13 protein-coding genes are annotated in these 12,474 nt (G+C 60.9%); all 13 read left to right on the forward strand.

What is annotated here, in order from left to right:
• The first annotated feature begins 6 nt into the window (after window positions 1-6).
• The gene (hscB, locus tag ACRAWE_RS00795) at window positions 7-528 is read left to right on the forward strand and encodes a co-chaperone HscB (protein WP_033644094.1); all 522 of its coding nucleotides are present in this window, start codon (window positions 7-9) and stop codon (window positions 526-528) included.
• Between the two features lie 32 nt (window positions 529-560).
• Window positions 561-2,411 carry a Fe-S protein assembly chaperone HscA gene (hscA, locus tag ACRAWE_RS00800; protein WP_432524409.1) on the forward strand — a complete coding sequence of 617 codons (1,851 nt, stop codon included), beginning with the start codon at window positions 561-563 and terminating at the stop codon, window positions 2,409-2,411.
• Window positions 2,412-2,413: 2 nt separating this feature from the next.
• Window positions 2,414-2,749, forward strand: a complete 336-nt coding sequence (fdx, locus tag ACRAWE_RS00805) for an ISC system 2Fe-2S type ferredoxin (protein WP_004941417.1) — start codon at window positions 2,414-2,416, stop codon at window positions 2,747-2,749.
• Window positions 2,750-2,781: 32 nt separating this feature from the next.
• Window positions 2,782-2,982 (forward strand): Fe-S cluster assembly protein IscX, encoded by a 201-nt coding sequence (gene iscX, locus ACRAWE_RS00810; RefSeq protein WP_006327336.1) that lies wholly within the window; start codon window positions 2,782-2,784, stop codon window positions 2,980-2,982.
• 223 nt (window positions 2,983-3,205) lie between these two features.
• A complete protein-coding gene (gene pepB, locus ACRAWE_RS00815) occupies window positions 3,206-4,501 on the forward strand; it encodes an aminopeptidase PepB (RefSeq protein WP_025159553.1) in 1,296 nt (431 codons plus the stop codon).
• An 89-nt stretch (window positions 4,502-4,590) separates the two neighbouring features.
• Window positions 4,591-5,421 (forward strand): enhanced serine sensitivity protein SseB, encoded by an 831-nt coding sequence (gene sseB, locus ACRAWE_RS00820; protein ID WP_063919892.1) that lies wholly within the window; start codon window positions 4,591-4,593, stop codon window positions 5,419-5,421.
• Between the two features lie 162 nt (window positions 5,422-5,583).
• On the forward strand, window positions 5,584-6,009 hold the full coding sequence (gene ndk / locus ACRAWE_RS00825) for a nucleoside-diphosphate kinase (RefSeq protein ID WP_004941424.1): 426 nt from the start codon (window positions 5,584-5,586) through the stop codon (window positions 6,007-6,009).
• 232 nt (window positions 6,010-6,241) lie between these two features.
• Complete coding sequence (locus ACRAWE_RS00830; RefSeq protein ID WP_004941426.1) at window positions 6,242-7,438, forward strand: bifunctional tRNA (adenosine(37)-C2)-methyltransferase TrmG/ribosomal RNA large subunit methyltransferase RlmN; 1,197 nt, start codon at window positions 6,242-6,244, stop codon at window positions 7,436-7,438.
• Window positions 7,439-7,536: 98 nt separating this feature from the next.
• The gene (gene pilW, locus ACRAWE_RS00835) at window positions 7,537-8,286 is read left to right on the forward strand and encodes a type IV pilus biogenesis/stability protein PilW (RefSeq protein ID WP_432524413.1); all 750 of its coding nucleotides are present in this window, start codon (window positions 7,537-7,539) and stop codon (window positions 8,284-8,286) included.
• Entirely contained in the window at window positions 8,276-9,250 is a 975-nt protein-coding gene (gene rodZ, locus ACRAWE_RS00840; protein WP_063919891.1) for a cytoskeleton protein RodZ, read from the forward strand. Before pilW ends, rodZ begins: the two co-directional genes overlap by 11 nt.
• Before the next feature lie 45 nt (window positions 9,251-9,295).
• Window positions 9,296-10,417 (forward strand): flavodoxin-dependent (E)-4-hydroxy-3-methylbut-2-enyl-diphosphate synthase, encoded by a 1,122-nt coding sequence (gene ispG / locus ACRAWE_RS00845; RefSeq protein WP_016929756.1) that lies wholly within the window; start codon window positions 9,296-9,298, stop codon window positions 10,415-10,417.
• Window positions 10,418-10,556: 139 nt separating this feature from the next.
• Window positions 10,557-11,831, forward strand: coding sequence for a histidine--tRNA ligase (hisS, locus tag ACRAWE_RS00850; RefSeq protein WP_025159556.1), 1,275 nt, complete (start codon window positions 10,557-10,559; stop codon window positions 11,829-11,831).
• A 13-nt stretch (window positions 11,832-11,844) separates the two neighbouring features.
• Window positions 11,845-12,465 (forward strand): YfgM family protein, encoded by a 621-nt coding sequence (locus ACRAWE_RS00855; RefSeq protein WP_432524417.1) that lies wholly within the window; start codon window positions 11,845-11,847, stop codon window positions 12,463-12,465.
• Window positions 12,466-12,474: the final 9 nt, after the last annotated feature.

Raw genomic sequence — 12,474 nt, forward strand, 5'->3', positions numbered from 1 at the left:
CACGCTATGGATTACTTTACTTTATTCGGGCTGCCAGTTCGCTATACCGTGGACGGCAGCCTGCTTGCGTCCCGCTTCCAGGATCTGCAGCGCCAATTCCACCCCGATCGTTTCGCCAACCAGCCGGAGCGCGAACGCCTGATGGCGTTGCAGCAGGCGGCGACCATCAATGAAGCCTACCAGGCGCTGAAGCACCCGTTAAAACGCGCGGAGTATATGCTATCTTTGCACGGCTTCGATCTGGGCAACGAGCAGCATACGATGCGCGACACCGCGTTTCTGATGGAACAGCTGGAACTGCGCGAAGAGCTCGACGCCATTGAGCGCAAGCCGGAGGCGGAAAGCCTGTTGGCCGATTTCGGCGCGCGGCTGGCCGCCTCGGTCAAACAGCGCAGCGCGCTGATGCTGCAGCAGTTGGATAGCGAGCAGTGGGCGGACGCCGCCGACACCGTGCGCAAGCTGCGCTTTTTGGACAAACTCCAGCAACAGGTTGAACAACTCGAAGAAAAACTGCTGGGTTTTGAGTAACACCTTCTGATTCTGATTGTGGAAGCTTCAACATGGCCTTATTACAAATTAGTGAGCCTGGTCTCAGCGCCGCGCCGCACCAGCGACGCTTGGCCGCCGGCATCGACTTAGGCACCACCAACTCGCTGGTCGCCACGGTGCGCAGCGGGCAGGCGGAAACGCTGGCCGACGAACAGGGGCGCCATTTGCTGCCTTCGGTGGTGCATTATCAGGCGGACGCGCAGCGCGTCGGCTGGGAGGCGCGCCAACAGGCGGCGCAGGATCCGGCCAATACCGTCAGCTCCATCAAACGCATGATGGGCCGCTCGTTGGCGGACGTGCAGCAACGTTACCCGAACCTGCCGTATCAATTCCAGGCCAGCGACAACGGCCTGCCGCTGATCGTCACTGCCGCCGGCCCGGTTAACCCGGTCGGCGTCTCCGCCGATATCCTGCGGGCCCTGTCCGCGCGCGCGCAAGCGGCGCTGGAAGGGGAGCTGGACGGCGTGGTGATCACCGTTCCCGCCTACTTCGACGACGCGCAGCGCCAGGGTACCAAAGACGCGGCGCGTCTGGCCGGCCTGCACGTCCTGCGCCTGCTGAACGAACCGACCGCGGCGGCGATCGCCTATGGGCTGGATTCCGGCCAGGAAGGGGTGATCGCGGTTTACGATCTGGGCGGCGGCACCTTTGATATCTCTATTCTGCGTCTCAGCCGCGGCGTGTTCGAAGTGCTGGCGACCGGCGGCGATTCCGCGCTGGGCGGCGACGACTTCGATCATCTGTTGGCCGACTGGCTGCGCGAGCAGGCCGGCGTGGCCGATCGCAGCGACCACGGCGTGCAGCGCCAACTGCTGGATGCCGCCATCGCCGCCAAAATCGCGTTGAGCGATGCCGACAGCGCGCGCGTTGAGGTGGCAGGCTGGCAGGGCGAGGTGACCCGCGCCCAGTTTGAAGCGCTGATCGCCCCGCTGGTGAAACGCACGCTGATGGCTTGCCGTCGCGCGCTGAAAGACGCCGGCGTCACCGCCGACGAGGTGCTGGAAGCGGTGATGGTCGGCGGTTCTACCCGCGTGCCGCTGGTGCGTGAGCAGGTGGGGGCCTTCTTCGGCCGCACGCCGCTGACGTCGATCGATCCGGATAAAGTGGTCGCCATCGGCGCCGCGATCCAGGCCGACATCCTGGTGGGCAACAAGCCGGACAGCGACATGCTGCTGCTGGACGTGATCCCGCTGTCGCTGGGTCTCGAAACCATGGGCGGTCTGGTGGAGAAAGTGATCCCGCGCAACACCACTATCCCGGTGGCGCGCGCGCAGGAGTTCACCACCTTTAAAGACGGCCAGAGCGCGATGATGATCCACGTGCTGCAGGGCGAGCGCGAGCTGGTGCAGGATTGCCGTTCGCTGGCGCGCTTTACGCTGCGTGGCCTGCCGCCGCTGCCTGCCGGGGGCGCGCACATTCGCGTGACCTTCCAGGTGGACGCGGACGGCCTGCTGAGCGTCACCGCGATGGAGAAATCCACCGGCGTTGAAGCCTCGATCCAGGTCAAGCCGTCGTACGGTCTGTCGGACAGCGAAATCGCCGGCATGATCAAAGACTCGATGGCCAACGCGCAAAGCGACGTGGGCGCACGCAAGCTGGCGGAGCAACGCGTGGAAGCCGCGCGGGTGCTGGAAAGCCTGCAGGGCGCGCTGGCCACCGACGCCGCGCTGCTGAGCGAGGCGGAAAGTCAGGCGATCGCCGCCTCGACCCAGGCGTTGCAGCAGGCGGCGCAGGGTGAAGATCCCGCCGCTATCGAAGACGCTATCAAAACATTAGATGCACAAACGCAAGATTTTGCCGCGCGCCGCATGGACGCTTCCATTCGCCGCGCGCTGGCTGGCCATTCTGTGGATGAGGTTTAACCATGCCTAAAATTGTTTTCCTGCCCCATCAAGATCTTTGCCCGGAAGGGGCGGTTCTGGAAGCCGAAAAAGGGGAGTCGATCCTCAACGTTGCGCTGCGCAACGGCATTGAAATCGAGCACGCCTGCGAGAAATCCTGCGCCTGCACCACCTGCCACTGCATCGTGCGTGAAGGCTTCGATTCGCTGGAAGAGAGCAGCGAGCTGGAAGACGACATGCTGGACAAAGCGTGGGGGCTGGAGCCGGAAAGCCGTCTGAGCTGCCAGGCGCTGGTCGCCGACGAAGATCTGGTGGTCGAAATGCCGCGTTACACCGTCAACCACGCGCGTGAGCATTAATTGTTAGCCGCGGCGCCAACCAGGAGATCATAATGGGACTGAAGTGGACCGACAGCCGTGAAATCGGCGAAGCCCTGTACGACCAATACCCGGACACCGATCCGAAAACCGTGCGTTTTACCGACATGCATCAGTGGATCTGCGATCTGGAAGAGTTCGATGACGATCCACAGGCTTCCAACGAAAAAATACTGGAAGCGATCCTGCTGGTCTGGTTAGATGAAGCGGAGTAAATAGCGTAACGGGCTGCCATGGGCGGCCCGTTTATTTTGTATCCGACATACCCGTCGTCTTTCAAACCGCAGCGTTGTTACCTGCACGATCACCCCCCAGTCACTTACCTGAGTAAGCTCCTGGGGATGAGATCGCTGGGCGCCTAGCTGCAATTTGAAATCCATAGGGTATGCAATAAAGCCCTAATGAAATAATAAAGGGAACATCCGGAGTAAGAAGGCTATGACAACAGAATTCATGCAGGTCACGCTGTCGCAACAACCTGCCGACGCCCGCTGGGGCGAGAAAGCGCTGCTGAGCACCAACGGCGAAGGGATGACCATCCACCTGACCGGTGCCGACAAGCTGGGCGCTGTCCAGCGTGCGGGCCGCAAAATTGATGGTCAGGGCATTAAAAACGTCAAGCTGGCCGGCGACGGTTGGGATTTGGAAAACAGCTGGGCGTTTTGGCAAGGCTACCGCGGGCCGAAAGGGCAGCGCAACGTCGAATGGGCCGAGCTGCCGGAGGCCGCGCGTCAGGAGCTGGATAAGCGCCTGAAGATCGTTGACTGGGTGCGCGACACCATCAACATGCCGGCGGAAGAGCTGGGGCCGGAGCAACTGGCGACCCGCGCCGTCGATCTGATGTGCGACGTCGGCTGCGATGCCGTCAGCTATCGCATCACCAAGGGCGAAGATCTGCGTGAGCAGAACTATGCCGGCATCCACACCGTCGGCCGCGGTTCCGAACGCCCGCCGGTACTGCTGGCGCTCGACTTCAACCCGACCGGCAACCCGGACGCGCCGGTGTTCGCGTGCCTGGTCGGCAAGGGTATCACCTTCGACACCGGCGGCTACAGCCTGAAGCAAAGCGCCTTTATGGATTCGATGAAGGCTGACATGGGCGGCGCGGCCACCATCACCGGCGCCCTGGCGCTGGCGGCGGCGCGCGGCCTGAAGCAGCGCGTGAAGCTGTACCTGTGCTGCGCCGACAACATGGTCAGCGGCAACGCCTTCAAACTGGGCGACATCATTCGCTACCGCAACGGCAAAACCGTTGAGGTGATGAACACCGATGCGGAAGGGCGCCTGGTGCTGGCCGACGGCCTGATCGACGCTTCTGAGCAGAACCCGCAGCTGATTATCGACTGCGCCACCCTGACCGGCGCGGCCAAAACTGCGGTAGGCAACGACTACCATGCGCTGTTCAGCTTTGACGACGCGCTGGCGCAAGAGCTGCTCAGCAGCGCCGCCGCCGAGCAAGAGCCGTTCTGGCGCCTGCCGCTGGCCGAGTTCCACCGCAGCCAGCTGCCGTCCAACTTCGCCGAGCTGAACAACGTGGCCGGCCCGGCCTACACCGCTGGCGCCAGCACCGCGGCGGCCTTCCTGTCGCACTTCGTTAAAAACTACCAGCAAGGCTGGTTGCACATCGACTGTTCAGCCACCTACCGCAAAGGCGCGGTGGAGCAGTGGTCGGCCGGCGCGACCGGTCTGGGCGTGCGCACCCTGGCCAATCTGCTGCTGAGCAAAGCCAAATAATTGAATGCCCGCCGCGTCGGGCGCTAGAATGCGCATTATCTTCGAGGCCCAGCATGCTGGGCCTCGCTCTTTGATCCCTGGAGTTTGCCATGAGTGCCCATCATCACGATGCCGCCCCGAGCGAGAACGAACTTGAACGCCTGCTGAAGCTGGCGGTGACGGAGCCGGCCCATCGCCCGGCGTTCTTCCGTGAACTGCTCGACGCCACGGTGCTGATCCTCGGCGACAGCGAGCAGGTGCAGCAGGATGGCGACATCACGCTGAACGCGGATACGCCGGTCAATATCCAGCATTGGGAAAAGCAGGACGGCGGCAGCATCATTCCGTTCTTCACTTCGCTGGATGCGTTGCAGAAGGCGGTTGAGGACGAACAGCCGTTTATCGCCATGCCGGCGCGGGTGCTGTTCGAGATTACCCAGGGCGCGGATCTGTTCCTCAACCCGAAGGCGGAATACGGCAAAGAGTTTTATCCGGAAGAGGTGGCGATGCTGCTGGCGACCGGCGGCGTCGTCAAACCGGTGGAGCATTACGTCGACAAAGAGACCCAAATCCTGCTGGGGCAGCCCGAGGAATATCCGTCGGCGATGGTGGATGCGTTGACCACGCTGTTCAGCCAGCGCAAGCCGGTGCGCCGCGCGTTTCTGGCGCTGATGCACGACCAGGCGGCGGACGAGAAGCCGAATTTACTGATCGGGCTGGAAGTGGACGCCGAGCCGGCGGAGATCGAGGCGCTGATCAACGAGGCCGGCAGCGTCGCCAGCGAAACGGCGCCGAACGACGAACCGGTAGATTTCTGCCTGGTGTCGGAGAAAGAGCGAGGCATCAGCCACTACCTGATCTCCCATACGCAACCGTTTTATCAGCGCCGCTGGGGCAGCTGGCTGCGCAATTTGATCCCGTCGACCGACAAGACCCAGTAGCGCCGCCACGTTGTCGAAAATGGCCCATGAAGATCATATTTTTTTAATGAAATGTTGATTTTCCCGTAGGCAAGCGTTAACGGCGCACATATAATCTGCGCCACTTGAGAAGGCCGGCAACATTGCAGACCGGCCTGTTTTGGAAGTCATACAGAGGCCATCATGACCGTAGAACGTACCTTTTCCATCGTTAAACCAAACGCTGTAGCCAACAACGACATCGGCGCTATCTACGCGCGTTTCGAGCGCGCCGGTTTCAAAATCATCGCCGCTAAAATGCTGCGTCTGACTCGCGAGCAAGCTGAAGGCTTCTACGCTGAGCACAAAGGCCGCCCATTCTTCGACGGTCTGGTTGAGTTCATGACCTCCGGCCCAATCATGGTGCAGGTTCTGGAATCTGAAAACGCCGTGCAGCGCAACCGCGACATCATGGGTGCAACCAACCCGGACAACGCACTGGCCGGCACCCTGCGCGCCGACTACGCGGACAGCTTCACCGCTAACGCCGTTCACGGTTCCGACTCCGTTGAATCCGCACAGCGTGAAATCGCTTACTTCTTCAACGAAAGCGAAATCTGCGCACGTTAATCGTGCCATTGCTGATAACCAGGCATTCACCGGCTGAAACAATAAAAATGCCCTGAATGCCTTTCAGCCATAGAAACACGCTACTAAAATTTGTACAATGCCGCGCCCCTGATAAGACGACTTGTCAGGGGCGTGTTTTTAGTGCCGCCACCCGAATCATGCGGGCTGAAATGCACAACTTACTTTCCATTCTTTAGCGCCATAACGTGTAATAACGAGGCCAGAGATCATTATGTTAGAACCCATCACGTCCGAGCACACCGTGTCTGAAAATAATTCGCTGACTACCCCCTCCGTTAACGTGGAGCAACCGGCTGCGGCCAAAATCAACCTGCTGGATCTGAACCGCCAGCAAATGCGTGAGTTCTTCGCCGAAATGGGCGAAAAACCGTTCCGCGCCGATCAGGTGATGAAGTGGATTTACCACTACTGCTGCGACGATTTCGAGCAGATGACCGACATCAACAAAGTCCTGCGCGGCAAGCTGCAGCGCGTGGCGGAAATCCGCGCGCCGGAAGTGGCGGAAGAACAGCGTTCGGCCGACGGCACCATCAAGTGGGCGATCAAGGTGGGCGATCAGCAGGTCGAAACCGTGTATATCCCGGAAGCCGATCGCGCGACGCTGTGCGTCTCCTCGCAGGTAGGCTGCGCGCTGGAGTGCAAATTCTGTTCGACGGCGCAGCAGGGCTTCAACCGCAACCTGCGCGTGTCGGAAATCATCGGCCAGGTGTGGCGCGCGGCGAAGATCATCGGCGCGCTGAAGGTGACCGGCCAACGCCCGATCACCAACGTGGTAATGATGGGCATGGGCGAGCCGCTGCTCAACCTGAACAACGTGGTGCCGGCGATGGAAATCATGCTGGACGACTTCGGCTTTGGCCTGTCCAAACGCCGTGTGACCCTGTCTACCTCCGGCGTGGTGCCGGCGCTGGACAAGCTGGGCGACATGATCGACGTGGCGCTGGCTATTTCGCTGCACGCGCCGAACGACACCATCCGCGATGAGATCGTGCCGATCAACCGCAAGTACAACATCGAGACCTTCCTGTCCGCGGTGCGTCGCTATCTGGAGAAATCCAACGCTAACCAGGGCCGCGTCACCGTCGAGTACGTGATGCTGGATCATATCAACGACAGCACCGATGACGCGCATCAGCTGGCGGAAGTGTTGAAAGACACGCCGTGCAAGATCAACCTGATCCCATGGAACCCGTTCCCGGGCGCTCCATACGGCCGCAGCTCCAACAGCCGGGTGGATCGTTTCTCCAAGGTGTTGATGGAATACGGCTTTACGACTATTGTTCGTAAAACCCGTGGTGACGATATCGACGCCGCCTGCGGGCAACTGGCGGGTGAAGTGATCGACCGTACCAAGCGTACCCTGAAGAAGAAAATGGCCGGGGAACCTATCAACGTACGAGCGGTCTGAATCCTATAGCACCATTTTTTGTTATCTAACAGCCTGTTATGCGAAAGCGTGTCGCTGGTGGGCGTTAGCTGACGGCCGATAAGGAAATGAATGCGGGCATGAAGCTGAAACTGTGGGGTGTGTGGCTGGCGGCCGGGTTGTTGGCCGGGTGTTCCGGTTCAGCGCCGGAAAAGGAAGCACAGATCTCTGAGGCGGGCCAGACGCGCCTGCAGCTGGGGCTGGAGTACCTGCAGCAAGGCGACATGGACGCCGCGCGCCAGAACCTGGAAAAGGCGCTGGACGCGGCCCCGCAGGATTACCGCACGCAGTTGGGCATGGCGCTTTATGCGCAGCGGAACGGTGAAAACGCCGCGGCCGAACAGCGTTATCGGCAAGCGCTCAAACTTGCGCCAGGCAATGGCACCGTACTGAATAATTACGGTGCGTTTCTTTGCGGTTTAGGGCAGTATGTACCGGCGCAACAGCAGTTTAGCGCTGCGGCGCTGGCGCCCGATTATGGCCAGGTTGCCGACAGCCTGGAAAACGCAGGTTACTGTTTTCTCAAGGCCGGACAAAACGATGAGGCGCGCACGCTGTTGAGCCGCGCGCTGAAGGTCGATCCGGACAAAGGCACTCCGCTGTTGGCGGAGGCCGAAAAGCAATTTGGAGAAGGGAAGCGCGCCCAGTCGCAACTTTTATTGGATGTTTATCAGCATGTTCTGCCGGCCAGCGCCAGCAGCTTATGGTTACAGATTCGTTTCGCCGCGTTAGCCGGCCGTCAGGATAGCGTTCAACGCTATGGCAAGCAGCTAGCGCGAAGTTTTCCACAATCCAAACAGTACCAGCAGTTCTTAGCTAATGAATACTGAAGCCTCCCAAGATAAAACCGTATCCATGACGACGGGCCAGCGCCTGCGTCAGGCCCGTGAGCAACTCGGGCTGAGCCAACAGACCGTTGCAGAACGCCTGTGTCTCAAAATGTCCACCGTGCGCGATATCGAGGAAGACAGCGTTTCCGCTGACCTCGCGTCCACCTTTGTGCGCGGCTACATCCGTTCCTACGCCAAGCTGGTGCATTTGCCGGAAGACGAACTGCTGCCGATGCTGGCCAAGCAGGCGCCGTTGAAGATGGCGAAAGTGGCGCCGATGCAAAGCTTCTCGCTGGGCAAGCGCCGCAAGAAACGCGACGGCTGGCTGATGAGCTTCACCTGGCTTATCGTGTTCGTGGTGATCGGCCTGACCGGCGCCTGGTGGTGGCAAAACCACAAGGCGCAGCAGGAAGAGATCGCCACTATGGCCGATCAATCCTCGGCGCAGCTTTCACAGAATAACGAAGGGCAGTCCGTGCCGCTGACCGACGGCAACGCCGACGCCGGCACCAACGTGCCGTTGACCGACAACAGCGCTGCGCCGGCCGATACCGGCGCAGCGGCTCAGGCGCCGGCGGCTACCGCCCAGGCGCCAGGCGCGGCTCAGCAGCAGCCTGCCGTGGTGTCGCCAAGCCAGACCACCCTGCCGGAAACCGCGCCGGCGGCACAAGCGCCGCTGCCGACCGCCGATGCGGGCGTGGCTGCGCCGGCGGCCGATCCGAACGCGCTGGTGATGGACTTCTCCGCCGACTGCTGGCTGCAGGTGAGCGACGCCAGCGGTAAAACACTGTTCAGCGGCACCCAGAAGAAGGGCGGCAAGCTGAACCTGACCGGCACGGCGCCGTACAAACTGACCATCGGCGCGCCGGCGGCAGTACAGATCCAGTATCAGGGTAAGCCGGTCGATTTAAGCCGGTTCGTTAAGTCAAACCGTGTTGCTCGCCTGACCGTCGCCGCGCAGTAATCGCGCGGCTGGTCGTGATGTCAGAGCAGCAATGGAGAGTAAGTAATGCATAACCAAGCGCCCATCAACCGTCGAAAATCAACGCGCATTTACGTCGGCAAGGTGCCTATTGGTGATGGCGCGCCGATTGCCGTGCAGTCGATGACCAACACCCGTACCACCGATGTTGAAGCAACGGTTAATCAGATTAAAGCGCTGGAGCGCGTGGGCGTCGACATCGTCCGCGTTTCGGTTCCTACCATGGACGCCGCCGAGGCGTTCAAGCTGATCAAGCAGCAGGTCAACGTGCCGCTGGTCGCCGATATCCACTTCGATTATCGCATCGCGCTGCAGGTGGCCGAATACGGCGTAGACTGCCTGCGCATCAATCCGGGCAACATCGGCAACGAATCGCGCATTCGCTCGGTGGTGGACTGCGCCCGCGACAAGAACATCCCGATCCGCATCGGCGTCAACGGCGGCTCGCTGGAGAAAGACCTGCAGGAAAAGTACGGCGAACCTACGCCGGAAGCGCTGCTGGAATCCGCCATGCGCCACGTGGACATCCTCGATCGCCTCAACTTCGACCAGTTCAAGGTCAGCGTTAAGGCGTCGGACGTGTTCCTGGCGGTACAATCCTACCGTCTGCTGGCGTCGCGCATCGATCAGCCGCTGCATCTGGGTATCACCGAAGCCGGCGGCGCGCGCAGCGGGTCGGTCAAGTCGGCCATCGGCCTGGGCATGCTGCTGTCTGAAGGCATCGGCGACACCCTGCGCATCTCGCTGGCGGCGGATCCGGTTGAAGAGGTGAAGGTCGGTTTCGACATCCTGAAGTCGCTGCGCATCCGCGCGCGCGGCATCAACTTCATCGCCTGCCCGACCTGTTCGCGTCAGGAATTTGACGTGATCGGCACGGTGAATGCGCTGGAGCAGCGTCTGGAAGACATCATTACGCCGATGGACGTCTCGATCATCGGCTGCGTGGTGAACGGCCCGGGCGAAGCGCTGGTGTCCACCATGGGCGTGACCGGCGGCCACAAGAAGAGCGGCTTCTATGAAGACGGCGTGCGTCAGAAAGAGCGTTTCGACAACGAACAGATGATCGACCAGCTGGAAGCGAAGATTCGCGCCAAGGCCGCGATGATGGACGAAAGCAACCGCATCACGGTCAACCTGCTGGAAAAATAAGCGTTATCGCTACACGGCGGGCCTGTTGGCCCGCTTGTTTATGAACCTGAAGGGCAGAAAACCGCATCCGCGTTGAATACCGGGCGGCAAAGTCCCTATAATCGGGTTCATTTTTACAGACAACGGACAGAGAACTCACGTGGCAAAGAACATTCAAGCCATTCGCGGCATGAACGACTACCTGCCGGAAGAAACGGCATTATGGCAGCGTATTGAAGGCACCCTCAAGCAGGTGCTGGGCAGCTACGGTTACAGCGAAATCCGGTTGCCGATTGTAGAGCAGACCCCGCTATTCAAACGCGCGATCGGCGAAGTGACCGACGTCGTGGAAAAAGAGATGTATACCTTCGAAGACCGCAACGGCGAAAGCCTGACGCTGCGTCCGGAAGGGACGGCTGGCTGCGTGCGCGCCGGCATCGAGCATGGTCTGCTGTACAATCAGGAACAGCGTCTGTGGTACATCGGCCCGATGTTCCGCTACGAGCGCCCGCAGAAGGGCCGCTATCGCCAGTTCCATCAGCTGGGCGCGGAAGTGTTCGGCCTGCAAGGCCCGGACATCGACGCCGAGCTGATCCTGCTGACCGCCCGCTGGTGGAAAGCGCTGGGCATCGCCGAGCACGTCAAGCTGGAGCTGAACTCCATCGGTTCGCTGGAGGCGCGCGCCAACTACCGCGACGCGCTGGTGGCGTTCCTCGAGCAGCACGTCGAGGTGCTGGACGAAGACTGCAAACGCCGCATGTACAGCAACCCGCTGCGCGTGCTGGACTCCAAGAATCCTGAGGTGCAGGCGCTGCTGAACGACGCGCCGCGCCTGTCCGAGTACCTGGACGAAGAATCCCGCGCTCACTTCGCCGGTCTGTGTGAACTTTTGGCGCAGGCAGGTATCCCATATACCGTTAACGAGCGCCTGGTGCGCGGTCTGGATTACTACAACCGCACCGTGTTTGAGTGGGTGACCACCAGCCTGGGCGCGCAGGGCACCGTCTGTGCGGGCGGCCGTTACGACGGCCTGGTCGAGCAGCTGGGTGGCCGCGCCACCCCGGCGGTCGGTTTCGCCATGGGCCTCGAGCGTCTGGTGCTGCTGGTGCAGGCGGTTAACCCGGAATTCAAGGCGCCGTCGGCTATCGACGTGTACGTCATCTCTTCCGGCGCTGGCACCCAGAGCGCGGCAATGCAGCTGGCTGAACAGGTGCGTGACGCGGCGCCGCAGCTGAAGCTGATGACCAATTACGGCGGCGGCAACTTCAAAAAGCAGATCACCCGTGCGGACAAATGGGGCGCGCGCATCGCGCTGATCCTGGGTGAGAGCGAAGTGGCGGCGCAGCAGGTAGTGGTGAAAGACCTGCGCAGTGGTGAACAAGAAACGCTGGCGCAAAGCGAAGTCGCTGCGCGTCTGGCTTTGATGTTAGGTTAAGGAGAAGGACACCGTGGAAGTCTATACCACTGAAAACGAACAAGTCGACGCACTGCGTCGGTTCTTTGCCGAAAACGGCAAAGCGCTGGCGGTGGGCGTGGTGCTCGGAATTGGTGCCCTGGTTGGCTGGCGTTACTGGCAGAGCCATGAAAACTCCAACATGATGGCTGCATCGCAATCCTATCAGGAAGCCAGCGATCGTCTGGCGGCCGGCAAACCGGATGACGTGGCCGCCGCGGAGAAATTTGTCCAGGCTAACAGCAACAGCTACGGCGTATTGGCCGCGTTGCAGTTGGCCAAGCATTTTGTCGAACAGAATGATTTCGCCAAGGCGGAACAACAACTGGCGCTGGCGCAGGGCCAGAGCAAAGACGACAACCTGTTGGCGATGATCGATCTGCGTCTGGCGCGCGTCCAGCTGCAGGAGAAAAAGCTGGATGAAGCGCTGAAAACGCTGGATGGCGTGAAAGGCGAAGGTTGGGCGGCGATGATGCAGGATGTGCGCGGCGACGTGCTGCTGGCCAAGGGCGACGCCAAGGGCGCGCGCGAAGCTTACAGCAAAGGCATTGAGTCCAACGCTTCTCAGGCGCTGCAGGTTCTGCTGCGCATGAAATTGAATAACTTGTCCAGCTAAGGGGAATTC

This window comes from Serratia sp. BFP-2025 (assembly GCF_050880365.1).
Classification (GTDB): domain Bacteria; phylum Pseudomonadota; class Gammaproteobacteria; order Enterobacterales; family Enterobacteriaceae; genus Serratia; species Serratia surfactantfaciens.

Bases quoted from the DNA above. Each gene is read 5' to 3' on its own strand.
- fdx (WP_004941417.1), top strand. From the start codon at position 2,414: ATGCCTAAAATTGTTTTCCTGCCCCATCAAGATCTTTGCCCGGAAGGG.
- pepB (WP_025159553.1), top strand. From the start codon at position 3,206: ATGACAACAGAATTCATGCAGGTCACGCTGTCGCAACAACCTGCCGAC.
- pilW (WP_432524413.1), top strand. From the start codon at position 7,537: ATGAAGCTGAAACTGTGGGGTGTGTGGCTGGCGGCCGGGTTGTTGGCC.
- hscA (WP_432524409.1), top strand. From the start codon at position 561: ATGGCCTTATTACAAATTAGTGAGCCTGGTCTCAGCGCCGCGCCGCAC.
- rodZ (WP_063919891.1), top strand. From the start codon at position 8,276: ATGAATACTGAAGCCTCCCAAGATAAAACCGTATCCATGACGACGGGC.
- hscB (WP_033644094.1), top strand. From the start codon at position 7: ATGGATTACTTTACTTTATTCGGGCTGCCAGTTCGCTATACCGTGGAC.
- ndk (WP_004941424.1), top strand. From the start codon at position 5,584: ATGACCGTAGAACGTACCTTTTCCATCGTTAAACCAAACGCTGTAGCC.
- ispG (WP_016929756.1), top strand. From the start codon at position 9,296: ATGCATAACCAAGCGCCCATCAACCGTCGAAAATCAACGCGCATTTAC.
- ACRAWE_RS00830 (WP_004941426.1), top strand. From the start codon at position 6,242: ATGTTAGAACCCATCACGTCCGAGCACACCGTGTCTGAAAATAATTCG.
- iscX (WP_006327336.1), top strand. From the start codon at position 2,782: ATGGGACTGAAGTGGACCGACAGCCGTGAAATCGGCGAAGCCCTGTAC.
- sseB (WP_063919892.1), top strand. From the start codon at position 4,591: ATGAGTGCCCATCATCACGATGCCGCCCCGAGCGAGAACGAACTTGAA.